This is a genomic window from Melaminivora jejuensis (assembly GCF_017811175.1).
In the GTDB taxonomy this organism is placed as follows: Bacteria; Pseudomonadota; Gammaproteobacteria; order Burkholderiales; family Burkholderiaceae_C; genus Melaminivora; species Melaminivora jejuensis.
The window spans coordinates 2,264,222-2,279,473 of sequence record NZ_JACWIJ010000002.1 but is presented as its reverse complement, the minus strand read 5'-3'; the positions used below and the strand labels follow the sequence as shown (position 1 = coordinate 2,279,473).

Annotated in this window: 12 protein-coding genes and 1 pseudogene; 8 read left to right on the top strand and 5 right to left on the bottom strand. The window is 68.1% G+C overall.

Annotation, left to right across the window (positions count from 1 at the left end):
- Nucleotides 1-19: 19 nt before the first annotated feature.
- Together IDM45_RS10810 and mpl are read right to left on the bottom strand one after the other, a co-directional pair.
- The gene (locus IDM45_RS10810; protein ID WP_325168967.1) at nt 20-709 is read right to left on the bottom strand and encodes an alpha/beta fold hydrolase; all 690 of its coding nucleotides are present in this window, start codon (nt 707-709) and stop codon (nt 20-22) included.
- Nucleotides 710-848: 139 nt separating this feature from the next.
- The gene (gene mpl, locus IDM45_RS10805) at nt 849-2,261 is read right to left on the bottom strand and encodes a UDP-N-acetylmuramate:L-alanyl-gamma-D-glutamyl-meso-diaminopimelate ligase (protein ID WP_209422843.1); all 1,413 of its coding nucleotides are present in this window, start codon (nt 2,259-2,261) and stop codon (nt 849-851) included.
- Nucleotides 2,262-2,490: 229 nt separating this feature from the next.
- Here mpl and IDM45_RS10800 point away from each other — a divergent pair, with 229 nt between their 5' ends.
- The 8 genes and pseudogenes from IDM45_RS10800 to IDM45_RS10770 all read left to right on the top strand — a co-directional run bounded on the left by IDM45_RS10800 (nt 2,491) and on the right by IDM45_RS10770 (nt 8,767).
- Nucleotides 2,491-3,126, top strand: coding sequence for a hypothetical protein (locus tag IDM45_RS10800; RefSeq protein ID WP_209422842.1), 636 nt, complete (start codon nt 2,491-2,493; stop codon nt 3,124-3,126).
- Nucleotides 3,123-3,698, top strand: coding sequence for a TlpA family protein disulfide reductase (locus IDM45_RS10795; protein WP_209422841.1), 576 nt, complete (start codon nt 3,123-3,125; stop codon nt 3,696-3,698). Before IDM45_RS10800 ends, IDM45_RS10795 begins: the two co-directional genes overlap by 4 nt.
- A gap of 150 nt (nt 3,699-3,848) precedes the next feature.
- Nucleotides 3,849-4,304: an acetyl-CoA carboxylase biotin carboxyl carrier protein gene (accB, locus tag IDM45_RS10790; protein WP_209422840.1), complete on the top strand. Its 456-nt coding sequence runs from the start codon at nt 3,849-3,851 to the stop codon at nt 4,302-4,304.
- An 82-nt stretch (nt 4,305-4,386) separates the two neighbouring features.
- Nucleotides 4,387-5,736, top strand: coding sequence for an acetyl-CoA carboxylase biotin carboxylase subunit (accC, locus tag IDM45_RS10785; RefSeq protein ID WP_209422839.1), 1,350 nt, complete (start codon nt 4,387-4,389; stop codon nt 5,734-5,736).
- 76 nt (nt 5,737-5,812) lie between these two features.
- The gene (prmA, locus tag IDM45_RS10780) at nt 5,813-6,709 is read left to right on the top strand and encodes a 50S ribosomal protein L11 methyltransferase (RefSeq protein ID WP_209422838.1); all 897 of its coding nucleotides are present in this window, start codon (nt 5,813-5,815) and stop codon (nt 6,707-6,709) included.
- 44 nt (nt 6,710-6,753) lie between these two features.
- A pseudogene (locus tag IDM45_RS17955) lies at nt 6,754-6,858 on the top strand (zinc-ribbon domain-containing protein); the annotation flags it as partial.
- A gap of 399 nt (nt 6,859-7,257) precedes the next feature.
- Nucleotides 7,258-7,788 (top strand): DUF3426 domain-containing protein, encoded by a 531-nt coding sequence (locus tag IDM45_RS17660; RefSeq protein ID WP_232654326.1) that lies wholly within the window; start codon nt 7,258-7,260, stop codon nt 7,786-7,788.
- 76 nt (nt 7,789-7,864) lie between these two features.
- Nucleotides 7,865-8,767: a carbohydrate kinase family protein gene (locus tag IDM45_RS10770; protein WP_209422836.1), complete on the top strand. Its 903-nt coding sequence runs from the start codon at nt 7,865-7,867 to the stop codon at nt 8,765-8,767.
- A gap of 182 nt (nt 8,768-8,949) precedes the next feature.
- Here the strand turns inward: IDM45_RS10770 and IDM45_RS10765 are convergent, their stop codons facing one another.
- From IDM45_RS10765 to IDM45_RS17655, 3 genes are all read right to left on the bottom strand, one after another.
- Entirely contained in the window at nt 8,950-9,660 is a 711-nt protein-coding gene (locus tag IDM45_RS10765) for a histone H1 (protein ID WP_209422835.1), read from the bottom strand.
- 114 nt (nt 9,661-9,774) lie between these two features.
- Nucleotides 9,775-10,917, bottom strand: coding sequence for a ribonucleotide-diphosphate reductase subunit beta (locus tag IDM45_RS10760; RefSeq protein WP_209422834.1), 1,143 nt, complete (start codon nt 10,915-10,917; stop codon nt 9,775-9,777).
- A 148-nt stretch (nt 10,918-11,065) separates the two neighbouring features.
- Nucleotides 11,066-15,070, bottom strand: coding sequence for a ribonucleoside-diphosphate reductase subunit alpha (locus tag IDM45_RS17655; protein ID WP_232654033.1), 4,005 nt, complete (start codon nt 15,068-15,070; stop codon nt 11,066-11,068).
- Between the last annotated feature and the right edge of the window lie 182 nt (nt 15,071-15,252).

Genomic DNA, 15,252 nt, shown 5'->3' with positions numbered 1-15,252 from the left:
GGGGGGAGCAGCGGTAGGGCTAGCGGATACCGGCCAGAAAGCCCGCCACCAGCTCCAGCACCTGCGGCGGTCGCTCGCGGTGCGGCACATGGTGCGTATCCGTCAGCAACTGCATCTGCACCGGGCCGCCGACGTGGCCGGCAATCAGGCGTGGGTGTGCTGCGGAGCCGTATTCGTCCTCGCTGCCGTGCAGCACCAGGGTCGGGCAGCGCACCTGGGGCAGCACGGCCAGCAGGCTGAAGTCGGCAAACTGCGGCGACAGCCAAGTGCCTATCCAGGCCTCCAGCACCCAGTCGGTGCGCGCGCCGTGGTAGCGCTGCAGCCGGGCGCGCTCCTCGGGGTTGGCGAACGCCGCCTGCGCCTGGCGGATGCCGGCGCGCGTGCGCTCCTCGACGAAGGCCTGCGCGGCCACAGTGATCAGCGCCTGGCAGTCCTGCGGATAGCGCGCCGCGCAATGCACTGCCATGCCGCCGCCCACGCTGTGGCCAAAGACGATGAAAACCCCGATCTGCAGCTGCGCGCGCAGGGCGGCAAAGGCCTCGTCGGCCTCGCGCGCAACGAAGTCGGCGGCCAGGCGACCGCTGCGCGGCGCGGACTGGCCGAAGCCGGGCCGGTCATAGGCGATGACGGCGCGACCGGTGTGCCCGGCCAGCAGCGCCGGAAAGTCGCGCCACAGCGCGATGCAGCCCAGCGAGTCATGCAGCAGCACGATGGGGGCGAGTGGGCCTTGCTGGCCCTGCGGCAGCCAGCGGCGCGCCAGGACGTGCCCATGCTGCGTGGCGATGTGGAAATCCTCGGGGCAGGGGTGGCGCTCATGTCGGCTCGGGCTTGCAGTTCGGGTCTGTAGTTCAGGCAGAAAAGGCCGGGCGGGCGGCCAGGCCCTGCAGCAGCCGTGCATGGATGCCGCCGAAGCTGCCATTGCTCATGCACACGATGTGGTCGCCCGCCCGCGCCTGGGCCAGCAGCTGCGCCAGCAGCGCATCCAGATCGGCAGCGGTGGCGGCGCGCGCGCCCAGCGGGGCCAGGGCGGCGGCGGCGTCCCAGTCCAGCCCGGCGGTGTGGCAAAAGGCCAGGTCGGCACTTTCGAGCGACCAGGGCAGTTGCGCCGCCATGGTGCCCAGCTTCATGGTGTTGCTGCGCGGCTCGAACACCGCCAGGATGCGCGCGCCGGCGCCCAGGCGCTGGCGCAGGCCGTCCAGCGTGGTGCGGATTGCCGTCGGGTGGTGGGCAAAGTCGTCGTACACGGCCACGCCGGCGGCTGCGCCGCGCAGCTCCATGCGCCGGCGCACGTTCTGAAAACTCGCCAGCGCCGCGCAGGCCTGCGCCGGCGGCACGCCGACATGCTCGGCAGCGGCAATGGCGGCCAGGGCGTTGAGCTGGTTGTGCGTGCCGCCGAGCGCCCAGCGCACCCGGCCCACCGGCTCGCGCTGCCCTCGGCGCAGCACGGCGAAGTCGTGCGCCGGGCCGTCGGCGGAAAAATCGCTGTCGGCGCTGCCAAAGCTGGCCACCTCGCTCCAGCAGCCCTGGTGCAGCACGCGCGCCAGGCTTTCCTCCAGGCCGTTGACGACCACCCGGCCCGAGGGCGGCACGCTGCGCAGCAGGTGGTGGAACTGGCGCTCGATGGCCGCCAGGTCGTCGAAGATGTCGGCGTGGTCGAACTCCAGGTTGTTCAGCACGGCGGTGCGCGGGCGGTAGTGCACGAACTTGCTGCGCTTGTCGAAAAACGCCGTGTCGTACTCGTCGGCCTCGATCACGAACAGCGGGCGCGGCTGGCCCGCCGCCTGTGCGCCCAGGCGTGCCGAGACGCCAAAGTCCAGCGGCACGCCGCCGACCAGGAAGCCGGGCGCCAGGCCAGCGCACTCCAGCACCCAGGCCAGCATGGAGGTCGTCGTGGTCTTGCCATGCGTGCCGGCCACGGCCAGCACGTGGCGGCCCTGCAGCACGTGCTCGGCCAGCCACTGCGGGCCGCTGGTATAGGGCGCGCCGGCGTCCAAAATGGCTTCCATCAGCGGGAACTTGGGCGTGCCGTCGGCCAGCCGGGCGCGGCTGACCACGTTGCCGACCACGAAGACGTCGGGTTCGAGCTGCAGCTGCTCGGCGCCGTAGCCCTCGATCAATTCGATGCCCAGGGCGCGCAGCTGCTCGCTCATGGGGGGATAGACGCCGGCGTCGCAGCCGGTCACGCGGTGGCCCGCCTCGCGCGCCAGGGCGGCCAGGCCGCCCATGAACGTGCCGCAAATGCCCAGGATGTGGATGTGCATGATGGCGTGCATTCTATGAAGGCCGGCAACAGTGCCTGGTTTTCAGGTAAAAACTGCCTTGAAGCCTTGTCCGACAAGCGCTGATAGCTATGTTTCAAGGAGCAAAAAACGGCTGTCCGCGACAATCCCCCGGCCCGGGCAGGCCCTCCCGGGCCGGAGGGCCGCGGCGCCGGGCCACAATGGCCGGCCCTGGCGCTGCCGCGCCGCCTGGTCTGTCCCCGCCTGTCCCATGTCTGCACCCATCGCCGTCGAGATCGCCCACACCGCCGCCCGCCTGGCCGTCGAGGAGGGGCTGGAGTGGGGCGCGGCCAAGCGCCGCGCCGTCAAGGAGCTGGGCCTGCCGGCACGCACCGCGCTGCCCGACAACGATGTGCTGGAGGACGCCGTGCGCGCCTACATCGGCATGTTTTGCGCCGACACCCAGCCGGGCGAGCTGCGCGCGCTGCGCGAACTGGCGCTGCTGTGGATGGAGCGCCTGGCGCAGTTCCGCCCCTACCTGGGTGGCGCCGTCTGGCACGGCACGGCCACGCGGCTGTCGGATGTGTATCTGAGCCTGTTTTGCGACGACCCGAAATCCGCCGAGATCGCGCTGATCGAGCACAACGTCAGCTACGAGCCGGACAGCACCCGGGGCCTGCGCGGCGAGACAGTGGACGTGCTGAGTCTGTCCAGCCGCTCGCCGGCGCTGGGCGAGGACATCGGCGTACACCTGCTGATCTACGACCTGGACGACCTGCGCGGCGCGCTGCGTGCCGACAGCCAGGGCCGCAGCCCGCGCGGCGACGCTGCTGCCGTGCGGCGCCTGCTGGAGGCGCCCGCCGAGCCTTCCGAAAAAATCACGCTGACCACCCCGCATCTCTCATGACCGAGCCGCAGCCTTCGACCCCGCCATCTTCCTCGGCTGCCACCGCTGCCCCGCGCCGGCGCTGGCTGTTCCTGGGTGCCGGCGCGGCTGCCGCCCTGGCCGGCGCCGGCCTGGCCACCTGGCGGCTGTCGCTGCAGCCGGCGCAGCCGGGCGCGCAGGAGGCGCTGTGGAGCGCCAGCTTCGAGGGCGTCAACGGCGGCCAGCCGGTGCAGATGGCTGAGCTGCGCGGCAAGCCACTGCTGCTGAACTTCTGGGCCACCTGGTGCCCGCCCTGCGTCAAGGAATTGCCGTTGCTGGACGCCTTCCACGCCCAGCAGCAATCGCGTGGCTGGCAAGTGCTGGGATTGGCCATCGATCAACCGGCAAATGTGGAGAAATTCCTGCAACGTGTGCCGCTGCGGATGCCGCTGGCGCTGGCTGGGCTGGGTGGCGCCGACCTCAGCCGCGCCCTGGGCAACGAACGCGGCGGCTTACCCTTTACCGTCCTATTCGCCGCAGATGGCAGCATCCTCAAGCGTAAAATGGGCGAGCTGAGCGAGAGCGACCTGGCCGGCTGGGCCAGGCTGGCCTGATAGCAACCCCATGCCGGCCTGCTGCTGCACAAGTCTTTGCCTGCATCAAGAAACGAGCGGCAAATTGCAGTGCGATCGACGCAATAAGGCGTTGATGCCAGAATTTGATGTAAATTCGCGCCCTTTGTCGTTTCAGCCGTTGGAGCTTCCATGGATTTGCGAAAACTCAAGACCCTCATCGATCTGGTGTCCGAGTCGAATGTTTCTGAACTCGAGATCACCGAAGCCGAGGGCAAGGTGCGCATCGTCAAGGCCGGCACCACGGTGGTGCAGCAGGTCGTGGCAGCGCCGGTGCCGGCAGCAGCCCCTGCGGCAGCCGCCGCAGCGCCTGCCGCAGCCGTGCCCGAGCTGCCGGCGCCTGCCGTGCCCAGCGGGCACATCGTCAAGTCGCCCATGGTCGGCACCTTCTACCGTGCCTCCAGCCCCGGCGCCAAGCCCTTCGTCGAAATCGGCAGCACCGTCAAGGAAGGCGAGACGCTGTGCATCGTCGAGGCCATGAAGATCCTCAACGAGATCGAGGCCGACAAGAGCGGCACCATCACGCGCATCCTGGGGGAGAACGGCCAGGCCGTCGAATACGGCCAGCCGCTGTTCATCATCGAATAACCACAAGGCGCAACCCTCGTGCGACTGTGCCACGCCGCCTGCCCTGCGGCTGCGCACGGCCCCTGGCGCCTGGAAGACCGATATGTTTAAAAAAATCCTGGTCGCTAATCGTGGGGAGATCGCCCTGCGCATACAGCGTGCCTGCCGTGAGCTGGGCATCAAGGCCGTCATGGTCTATTCCGAGGCCGACCGCGACGCCAAGTACGTCAAGCTGGCCGACGAGGCCGTGTGCATCGGCCCGGCGCCCTCGCCGCTGTCCTACTTGAACATGCCGGCCATCATCTCGGCCGCCGAAGTCACCGACGCCGAGGCCATCCACCCCGGCTACGGCTTCCTGGCCGAGAACGCCGACTTTGCCGAGCGCGTGGAAAAAAGCGGCTTCCAGTTCATCGGCCCGACGCCCGAATCCATCCGCCTGATGGGTGACAAGGTCTCGGCCAAGCAGGCCATGCTGCGCGCCGGCGTACCCTGCGTGCCAGGCTCGGACGGTGAGCTGCCCGACGACCCGGTGCAGATCCGGCGCATCGCGCGCGGCATCGGCTACCCGGTCATCATCAAGGCTGCGGGCGGCGGCGGCGGACGCGGGATGCGCGTGGTGCATACCGAGGCGGCCCTGGTCAACGCCGTGCAGATGACCAAGGCCGAGGCCACGGCGGCCTTCGGCAACCCGGCGGTCTACATGGAGAAATTCCTGCAGAATCCGCGCCACATCGAAATCCAGGTGCTGGCCGACAAGCACAAGAACGCCGTCTATCTGGGCGAGCGCGACTGCTCCATGCAGCGGCGCCATCAGAAGGTGATCGAAGAAGCTCCGGCGCCGGGCATTCCGCGCAAGCTGATCGAGCGCATTGGCGAGCGCTGCGTGACCGCCTGCAAGAAGATCGGCTACCGGGGCGCCGGCACCTTCGAGTTCCTGTACGAAAACGGCGAGTTCTATTTCATCGAGATGAACACCCGCGTGCAGGTCGAGCACCCGGTGACCGAGTGGATCACCGGCGTGGACATCGTGCGCACGCAGATCATGGTGGCCGCCGGCGAGAAGCTGCCGTTCTCGCAGCGCCACATCCAGCTGCGCGGCCATGCCATCGAGTGCCGCATCAACGCCGAAGACCCCTACAAGTTCACGCCGTCGCCGGGGCGCATCACCAAGTGGCACGCGCCGGGCGGCCCGGGCGTGCGCGTGGACTCGCACGCCTACACCAACTACTACGTGCCGCCCAACTACGACTCCATGATCGGCAAGATCATCGTCCACGGCGACACGCGCGAGCAGGCGCTGGCGCGGATGCGCACGGCGCTGCTGGAAACCGTGGTCGAGGGCATCAGCACCAACGTGCCGCTGCACTGCGAGCTGATGGTGGACGCCAGCTTCGTCGCCGGCGGCACCAACATCCACTACCTGGAAGAGTGGCTGGCGCAGAGGAAGCGTTGAGGGCGGGTTGTGCGTTGTGCGCCAGCCTTTCCATTGCCCCTGATTTCCTCCCGATGACCCTGAAAAGAACGCTGCCATGTACGAGCTGACCCTGCTGTGCCCCGAGGAGCGCGTCGATGCCGTGAGCGAGGCCTTCGATGCGCTCGATGCCCTGAGCGTCTCGGTCGAGGATGCCGACGCGCAGACCGAGGCCGAACAGGCGCTGTTTGGCGAGCCTGGTATGCCGGCACCGCGCCAGGCCTGGAACAAGAGCCGGGTGACGGCGCTGTTTGCCACGCACGCGGCGGCTGACGAGGCGGCGCAATTGCTGGCGCCGCAGGATTTCTTTGCCGGCTGCGAGGTCGCCGGCATCGCCGAGCTGCCCGAGCAGGACTGGGTGCGGCTGACGCAGTCGCAGTTCGAGCCGGTGCAGATCACGCCCGAGTTCTGGATCGTGCCGAGCTGGCATGAGCCGCCCGCCGGCGCGCTGCAGACCATCCGGCTCGACCCCGGCATGGCGTTCGGCACCGGCACGCACCCGACCACGCGCATGTGCCTGCGCTGGATCGCGCGCCAGGGCGCGGCAGGCGCCGGGGCGCTGGGGCGGGTGCTGGACTACGGCTGCGGCTCGGGCATTCTGGCCATCGGCGCGGCCAAGTTTGGCGCTGCGCCGATCGACGCCGTGGACATCGACCCGGCTGCCGTGCAGGCCACGCTGGACAACGCCCAGGCCAACGAGGTGCAACTTGCCGCCGGCCTGCCTGAACAGGCCCAGGGCGCGTATCGCACGGTGCTGGCCAACATCCTGGCCACGCCGCTCAAGGTGCTGGCGCCGCTGCTGTGTACGCACGTGGCGCCGGGCGGGCATCTGGTGCTGGCCGGCATCCTGGAGCGCCAGGCCGAAGAGCTGCAGCAGGCCTACGCGCCCTGGCTGCAACTGGCCGTGGCCGACAGCGAGGACGGCTGGATTCTGATGGTGGCGCAGCGCCCCTGAGCGTCGGCGTCGGCAGCCGGCGCGCCGCCTAGAATTGCCGCCTCATGAGCCAGACCACCCGCTGCCCGCACTGCGCCACCACCTTTCGCGTGGTCGCGGATCAGCTGCGCATCGGTGGCGGCTGGGTGCGCTGCGGGCACTGCAAGCAGGTGTTCGACGCCACCGAGCACCTGCAAATCCGCGTGCCGGCACCGACACCAGCCGCCGAATCGCCGCCAGGCCTGGCGCCATCCTCGCCGCCTCCTGTGCCCCCACCCTTTCTGCTGGCCGAACACCAGCCGGCAGGGCAGCCGGCGCCAGCGCCTGGGCTCAGGCCCGAGCCGGAACCTGAGCCTGAGCCTGAGCCGGAACCTGAGCCGGAACCCCTGCCCGAGCCAGTCCCAGAACCCGAGCTGGAGCCGGAGCCGAAGCCAGTCCCAGAACCCGAACCTGAACCCGAACCTGAAGCAGAGCCGGAACCCGAACCTGAACCGCAAGCGCCTCTGGCCGAGCCGCTTCAGACTGCGGCCCTGCCCCCGCCCTCGGGGCCCGAGTCCAGGCCGGCGCCGATGGCTGAACCTGAGCCCAGCTTTGTGCGCGCCGCGCGCCGCAACGCCTTCTGGCGCCACCCGGCCATGCGCGGTCTGCTGACGCTGCTGGCGCTGGCGCTGGCGGCGCTGCTGATGCTGCAGATTGCCCTGCAGCATCGCGATGCCCTGGCTGCGCGCTACCCGGCGGCGCGTGCCGTGCTGGAGCCACTGTGCCAGCGATGGGGTTGCACCCTGCAGGCACCGCGCGAGCTGGCGGCGGTGGTCATCGACAGCTCGTCGTTCGTCGCCACCGACGCTGCAGCCGGGCGCTACGAGTTGCGTTTTGCCCTGAAGAACAGCGCGGGCCACGCCGTGGCCATGCCCCTGGTCGAGCTGACCCTGACCGACGCACGCGACGATGTAGTGCTGCGCCGGGTGCTCGATCCGCAGCGCGAGCTGGGCGCTGCGCCCGCGCTGGCCGCTCGCTCGGACTGGGGGGTGCGCACACCCGTCGAGCTGGCCGGCGTGCCGACGGTGGCCGGCTACCGCGTGCTGGCCTTTTATCCATGACGCCCGGCCAGCCGGCCCGGCTGCTCGTGCGCCTTTCCTTCGCTTCCCCACCCTGACTCTTTGGACACTCCACGACATGGCAGCACTGATTTGCGGCTCCCTGGCCTTTGACACCATCATGACCTTCGAGGGTCGCTTCGCCGCGCAGATCCTGCCCGAGCAGCTGCACATCCTGAACGTGTCCTTTCTCGTGCCCACGCTGCGGCGCGACTTCGGCGGCTGCGCCGGCAACATCGCCTACAGCCTGAAGCTGCTGGGCGGCGCGCCGCTGCCCGTGGCCATGCTGGGCAGCGATGGCGGCGACTATCTGCAGCGCCTGCGCGATCTGGGCATCGACACGCGCCACGTCGGCCAGGCCGGCGACAGCTACACCGCCCAGGCCATGATCATGACCGACATGGACAACAACCAGATCACCGCCTTCCACCCCGGCGCCATGACGCACGCCCACCGCACGCGCATCGAGGCCAGCGCGGAGGCCGCCATCGGCATCATTGCCCCGGACGGGCGCCAGGCCATGCTGGAGCACGCCGCGCAGTTCGCCAGCGCCGGCATTCCCTTCGTGTTCGACCCCGGCCAGGGCCTGCCCATGTTCGACGGCCAGGAGCTGCGCCAGTTCATCGAGCAGGCGGATTGGGTCACCGTCAACGACTACGAGGGCAAGATGCTGTGCGAGCGCACCGGCTGGAGCCTGGCGGACATCTCGGCGCGCGTGCGTGGCCTGGTGGTCACGCTGGGAGGCGAGGGCTGCGAGGTCTGGGAGGGCGGCGCGCGCACCCTGGTCGAGCCTGTGGCCCCGGTGCAGGTGGTCGATCCGACGGGCTGTGGTGACGCCTGGCGCGGCGGTCTGCTCTACGGGCTGGAGCGCGGCTGGCCGCTGGCGCGCTGTGCGCAACTGGGCAACCGCCTGGGCGCGCTGAAGATCGCCCGGCGCGGGCCGCAGAACTACCGCCTGGATTTCGCCCCCGAGGCGCTGTGAGGGCAGGCCGGAACGGCCTTGCACCAGGGGGCGCCGACCATTTGCTAGTGGGTTTTTTGCTACTTAAATAATAGCTGTCAGCGCTTGCCAAATAAGGGTTGGAGCCTGATTTCATGCTCAAGCCGCCAGCCATGAAAAACCCGGCAGGGCTGCCGGGCTGGACATCAGGCCTAGCCAGGCTGTCAGGGCTTCTCGCCCAGCGGGAAGGGCCAGGCGGCGTGCGGGCTGATTTCGGTGCGGGCCACAGGGATGGCTGGCGCTGCTGCCGGCTTGGCGGCCTTCCGGGCAGGCGCTGCCTTTTTGGCGGCGGGGGCCGCAGCATCGGCCTGCGCCGTGCTGGTTTTCCTGGCGGGCGCTGCAGTCTTTTGCTTGGCCGTCGCTGCTGCCTTTTTGGCGGGCGCTGCGCTCTCCTGCGCCGGGGCTGTTGCCTTCTTGGCCGGCGCAGCGGCTTTCTTTGCCGGTGCCTTGGCGGCGGGGGCCGGCGCCGCCTTTTCGGCTACTGCAGTGGCGGCCTTCTTGGCTGGTGCGCCAGCCTTCTTGTCGGCGGCTGGTGCGGCGGCCTTGGACTTTGCCGCAGGAGCTGCTGCCTTGGGGGCCTCCTGGGCCGGCTGTGCTGCCGCAGTGGCTTGCTTTGCCGCAGCCTTCTTCGCGACGGTCTTGGCTGCCGGAGCTGCGGCTTGCTGGGCCGGTGCGGCGGCCTTCTGGGCGCTAGTGGACTTGGCGCTGGCGGTCTTGCTGGCTGCCTTCTTGGCGACCGGTGCCGGCGCGCTCACTGGTGTGGCCAGCTCGGCGGCGGCGCTGGCGGCCTTTTTCGCGGGGGCCGCAGCGGTTTTGGCGGTTTTGGCGGCTTTGGCAGGGGTCTTGGCGGGGGCGGTTTTTTTCGCAGTTGCCATCATTTTCTCCTTCGGGTCGGTTAGCTGAAAGCACCCGGCGCCAGTGTCGGGCGGGTGCGCGAGTGAAATCCCATGCCGGCTGCCTGCTGACCTGATGCCTGCCCCTGCACCGCTTCAGTCCCAGGACAGCGCGCCGCCGGTCTGGTACTCGATGACGCGGGTTTCGAAGAAGTTGCGCTCCTTCTTGAGGTCGATCATCTCGCTCATCCAGGGGAAGGGGTTTTCCTCGTTCGGAAACAGCGCCTCCAGGCCGATCTGCGTGGCCCGGCGGTTGGCGATGTAGCGCAGATAGCCCTTGAACATCGCGGCATTCATGCCCAGCACGCCGCGCGGCATGGTGTCCTCGGCGTAGCGGTATTCGAGCTCCACGGCCTCATGGAACAGGGCGGTGATCTCGTCCTTGAACTGCGCCGTCCACAGCTGGGGGTTTTCCAGCTTCAGCTGGTTGATCAGGTCGATGCCGAAGTTGCAGTGCATGGACTCGTCGCGCAGGATGTACTGGTACTGCTCGGCCGCGCCGACCATCTTGTTCTGCCGGCCCAGGGCGAGGATCTGCGTGAAGCCGACGTAGAAGAACAGCCCTTCCATCAGGCAGGCGAAGACGATCAGGCTTTTGAGCAGCGTCTGGTCGGCCTCGGGTGTGCCGGTCTTGAAGGCCGGATCCATGATGGCGTCGATGAAGGGGATCAAGAACTGATCCTTGTCGCGAATCGACGCAATCTCGTTGTAGGCGTTGAAGATCTCGCCTTCATCGAGGCCCAGCGACTCGACGATGTACTGGTAGGCGTGCGTGTGGATGGCTTCCTCGAAGGCCTGGCGCAGCAGGAACTGGCGGCACTCGGGGGCGGTGATGTGGCGATACGTGCCCAGCACGATGTTGTTGGCCGCCAGGCTGTCGGCAGTGACGAAAAAGCCCAGGTTGCGGCGGACGATGCGCCGCTCGTCCTCGGTCAGCCCATGCGGGTCTTTCCACAGGGCGATGTCGCGCGTCATGTTGATTTCCTGCGGCATCCAGTGGTTGGCGCAGGTGGCCAGGTACTTTTCCCAGGCCCATTTGTACTTGAAGGGCACCAGCTGGTTGACGTCGGTCTTGCCGTTGATGATGCGCTTGTCAACGGCGCTGACGCGGCCGCTGGCGGTGCTGGCCACGGAGGCCGGGCTGGAAGGCGTGCGCGGCGGCTGCAGGGGGCCGCCATGCTGGCCTTCCTGCGGAATGTGTTGCGAGGGGGTTGTGACTTCGTCGTCCCAGGTAAGCATGGCTCGTCCAGTGCGTGGATTATGGAAGCAGTGCTTCAAAAAGGAAAGCATCGAAGCGTTGTGCGGCGCTGTTTTGTTGCGTATGCACCTGCCCAGTACGGCTTCGGCGCGGCTTCGATGCGGCGGGTGGTGATGGCGGCTGCGGCCTTTACTGGCAGGCCTCGCAGCCGGGGTCGTCGATGGCGCAGAACTTCACGTCGGTAGCCGCCGCGCTGGCGGCCAGCGCTCCGGCGTCGGCCTCGCTGGGCACGGCATTGAGCTGGCGCTTGTTCACCGTGCTCATCTCGACGTGCGTGGCGCTTTGCGTGCGCAGGTAGTAGGTGGTCTTCAGGCCGCGCAGCCAGGCCAGCTTGTAGGTCTCGTCGAGCTTCTTGCCCGAGGCGCCGGCCATGTAGATGTTCAGGCTCTGCGCCTGGTCGATCCACTTCTGGCGGCGTGCGGCGGCCTCGACCAGCCAGGTCGGCTCGACCTCGAAGGCCGTGGCGTAGAGCTGCCTGATGTCCTGCGGCACCCGGTCGATGGCCGCCAGCGAACCCTTGAAGTGCTTGAGATCCATGACCATCACGTCGTCCCACAGGCCCAGGCGCTTCAGGTCGCGCACCAGGTACTGGTTGATGACGGTGAACTCGCCCGACAGATTGGACTTGACCGACAGGTTGCCGAATGACGGCTCGATGGAGGCGTCCACGCCGACGATGTTGGAGATCGTCGCCGTGGGCGCGATCGCCACGCAGTTGGAGTTGCGCATCCCGTGGCGGGCGATGTGCGCACGCAGGGCGTCCCAGTCCAGGCGCGTGCTGCGATCGACCTCGACATGGCCGCCGCGCTCGCGCGCCAGCAGATCGAGCGAGTCCAGTGGCAAGATGCCCTGCGACCAAAGCGAGCCTGCGTACGTCTCGTAGCAGCCGCGCTCGCGCGCCAGCTCGCTGGAGGCCTGGTAGGCGTAGTAGCAGATGGCCTCCATGGATTCGTCGGCGAACTGCACGGCGGCATCGCTGGCGTAGGGCAGGCGCAACTCGTACAGCGCATCCTGAAAGCCCATCAGGCCCAGGCCCACCGGGCGGTGGCGCAGGTTGGCGTTGCGCGCCTTGTCCACGGCGTAGTAGTTGATGTCGATCACGTTGTCGAGCATCCGCATGGCGGTGGTGACGGTGCGGCGCAGCTTGTCGTGGTCGATCTGGCCATCCCTGAGGTGCTGCGCCAGGTTGATCGAGCCCAGGTTGCACACTGCCGTCTCGCTGTCGCTGGTGTTGAGCGTGATCTCGGTACACAGATTGCTCGAATGCACCACGCCCACATGCTGCTGCGGGCTGCGGATGTTGCACGGATCTTTGAAGGTGATCCACGGGTGGCCGGTCTCGAACAGCATGGACAGCATCTTGCGCCACAGGTCGATGGCCGGCACGCGCTTGGACAGCCGGATCTCGCCGCTGTCGGCGCGGGCTTCGCAGGCGAGGTAGGCGCGCTCGAAGGCCTGGCCATACAGGTCATGCAGCTCGGGCACGTCCGAGGGCGAGAACAGCGTCCACTGGCCCTTGTCCAGCACGCGCTTCATGAACAGATCCGGGATCCAGTTGGCGGTGTTCATGTCGTGCGTGCGCCGGCGGTCATCACCGGTGTTCTTGCGCAGCTCCAGGAACTCCTCGATATCGAGGTGCCAGGTCTCCAGATAGGCGCAGACGGCGCCCTTGCGTTTGCCGCCGTTGTGCGCCAGTCCTGCGTGGGTCATGTAGCTGGGGTCGCCCTCGACCTTCAAGTCCACCACGAAAGGAAGCGGCCGGATGGCTCGGACGCCCCGCACCCGGGTGAAGACGCAGCCGTCGTGCTCAATCCAGTTGCGCTTGGTCAATGGTCGGGCGCCGACCAGTGCTGCGACTTCGGGCACTGCCGGAATGCGCAGATCCCAGGCCCTGACCGTCGCATTGAAACTGATGGTGCTGCCATCGGCACGCTGGCCTTGGTGGCACTGTGCCTGCTCACGGTACTGCCCGGACGTGGGCACACCCAGGCGCAGCAACTGGTAGCGCAGGCCCTGCACCAGCGGCTCGGATGTGCTGGTGAAATAAATCTCCTTGCCCCGGCTGACGCCGCCGTCGGTTTCCAGCAGTCCCTGCACCAGGGCCAGCGTCTGGGCGCGTGGCAGGTGTGACAAGCGTGGGGCGATGCGCTTGCGACCCTGGGCATCGTAGAGGTCGGTGCGTTCGAAGGGCAGGTGCGGGGCGCCGCTGCCACGCACCAGACGCCCGGTGGAGGCCTCGCGCGCAACACCGCAGCCTACCGCCCAGTGCAGCTGGGCGTAGGTCTCGCCCCGTGTGGTTTCCCAGAAATGGATGCCGCGCTGCTCCAGATAGTGGCGCACGAAGGTCAAATGGGTGTCGCATGTGGGATTGCCCGAGACACCCCACTGGTCTTCATCGATGCTCATATGGCCATCGCCCAGCAGGATGCCGTACAGGCGTGCGTCATCCTGACTCAAACCGGTCACCGGCACCACTTCGGTCGGCACGACCTGGGCGATATAGTCGCCGCGCGCCAGCTCACCGGCGTCGCACCATTGCGGCGCGACCTTGCCGCTGTCCAGCCAGCGCAGGGTGCGCGCGTTGCTTTGCTCCATCGGCACCCCTCGAATAGCCCACAACGGGTGGCCCGCCGTGACTTGCAAGGGTTGCAGCGCGTGCTTGACGGTGACCTCCACCATGGGATCGGTCTGGTTGTAGACCATCTGTTGCAGTACCTCGCGGTACTCGCCGCGCTGGCCCAGCACCAGGTCGCCGGGCTTGACCTCGCGGATCGGTTTGGGGCCATCGGCTGTCAGCAGCAGTGTGTCCGGGGCAAAGCACTGATTGACCGCGACCGCCGTGTCGTTGACCACCTTCAGAAACGGCACCACGCCCTGCGACTCGCCATTCGTGCCCTTGATGCGCGCGCCCAGCGCGCGCACGCGCGTCCAGTCGTTGCCCAGGCCGCCGGCGAACTTGGACAGCAGGGCGTTTTCCTTGATGGCTTCGTAGATGCCCTCCAGGTCGTCGGGCACGGTGGTCAGATAACACGACGACAGCTGCGAGCGCAGCGTGCCGCTGTTGAACAGCGTGGGCGTGCTGCTCATGAAATCGAACGACGAGAGCAGCTCGTAGAACTCGATGGCGCGGGCGTTGCGATCGTCCTCGCGCAGCGCCAGGCCCATGGCCACGCGCATGAAGAACGACTGCGGCAGCTCGATGCGCGTCCTGGCGATGTGCAGGAAGTAGCGGTCGTACAGCGTCTGCAGGCCAAGGTAGTCGAACTGCAGGTCGCGCTCGGGCCTGAGCGCTGCGGCCAGGCGCTCCAGATCAAAATCCAGCAGCTCAGGATTGAGCAGCTCATGCTCCACGCCGCGCTGCACGAACAGCGCAAAGTGCGCCGCATAGGCCGTGCCCATCTCCGCCGGCGCCACGTCGCGGCCCAGCACCTCGCGCACGATGGTATGCAGCAGCAGCCGCGCCGTGGCGTAGGTGTAGCCGGGGTCTTTCTCGATCAGCGTGCGCGCGGCCAGGATGCAGGCGCGGTGGACTTCGCCCATGGACACGCCGTCGTACAGGTTGCGCAGCGTCTCGGCAGCGATCGGCGCGGCCTGCACCTCGCTGCCCAGGCCGGCGCAGGCCGATTCGATCAGTGCCTGCAGGCGCAGCACGTCCAGCTCCACGCGCTGGCCGCCGTCCTGCACAAACAGCGCCGGCAGCTGCGGCATGAGCTGCGCGCGCTTTTGGGCGCGCTCCTGGGCGCGGCGCTCGCGGTACAGCACGTAGGCGCGCGCCACGTCGTGGTGGCCGCCGCGCATCAGGCCGAGTTCCACCTGATCCTGCACGTCCTCGATGTGGAAGGTGCCGCCCGCCGGGCGCGAGCGCACCAGCGCGCGCACCACGCCCTGGGTCAGCTCCTCGACCAGCTCGCGCACGCTGGCCGAGGCCGCGCCCTGCGCGCCGCGCACGGCCAGGAAGGCCTTCATCAGCGCCACGGCGATCTTCTGCGACTCGAACGCCACGACGGCGCCATTGCGCCGCACGATCTGCCACTGGGCCAGCGCTGCGCCAGCCGGGGCAGCGTCTGCGGGAATCGCTGCCGGCCGCACGGAGGCGGCGGGCTCGGAAACGGAAAGCAAAGAAGAATCTTGCATGGTCATGACCTTTCGGATGGGGGATGCGCGCTGCGCTGCGGCTGGGCCTCGTGAGCGCTGGTCAGAGGCGGGATTTCAATCAGATACACCACATATAGTGGATTTTTGTGTGTCAAACACTATGGGTAGTGTATCGCCTGGGCAAGCTATCCAAGCCGAAAGCGCCCGCAAAGCGCCTTCGT

Excerpts from the sequence above, each read along its gene's own strand:
- IDM45_RS17655 (WP_232654033.1), bottom strand. The coding sequence starts at position 15,070 with ATGCAAGATTCTTCTTTGCTTTCCGTTTCCGAGCCCGCCGCCTCCGTG.
- accC (WP_209422839.1), top strand. The coding sequence starts at position 4,387 with ATGTTTAAAAAAATCCTGGTCGCTAATCGTGGGGAGATCGCCCTGCGC.
- IDM45_RS10765 (WP_209422835.1), bottom strand. The coding sequence starts at position 9,660 with ATGGCAACTGCGAAAAAAACCGCCCCCGCCAAGACCCCTGCCAAAGCC.
- prmA (WP_209422838.1), top strand. The coding sequence starts at position 5,813 with ATGTACGAGCTGACCCTGCTGTGCCCCGAGGAGCGCGTCGATGCCGTG.
- IDM45_RS10770 (WP_209422836.1), top strand. The coding sequence starts at position 7,865 with ATGGCAGCACTGATTTGCGGCTCCCTGGCCTTTGACACCATCATGACC.
- IDM45_RS10800 (WP_209422842.1), top strand. The coding sequence starts at position 2,491 with ATGTCTGCACCCATCGCCGTCGAGATCGCCCACACCGCCGCCCGCCTG.
- accB (WP_209422840.1), top strand. The coding sequence starts at position 3,849 with ATGGATTTGCGAAAACTCAAGACCCTCATCGATCTGGTGTCCGAGTCG.
- IDM45_RS10760 (WP_209422834.1), bottom strand. The coding sequence starts at position 10,917 with ATGCTTACCTGGGACGACGAAGTCACAACCCCCTCGCAACACATTCCG.
- IDM45_RS17660 (WP_232654326.1), top strand. The coding sequence starts at position 7,258 with ATGGCTGAACCTGAGCCCAGCTTTGTGCGCGCCGCGCGCCGCAACGCC.
- mpl (WP_209422843.1), bottom strand. The coding sequence starts at position 2,261 with ATGCACATCCACATCCTGGGCATTTGCGGCACGTTCATGGGCGGCCTG.
- IDM45_RS10795 (WP_209422841.1), top strand. The coding sequence starts at position 3,123 with ATGACCGAGCCGCAGCCTTCGACCCCGCCATCTTCCTCGGCTGCCACC.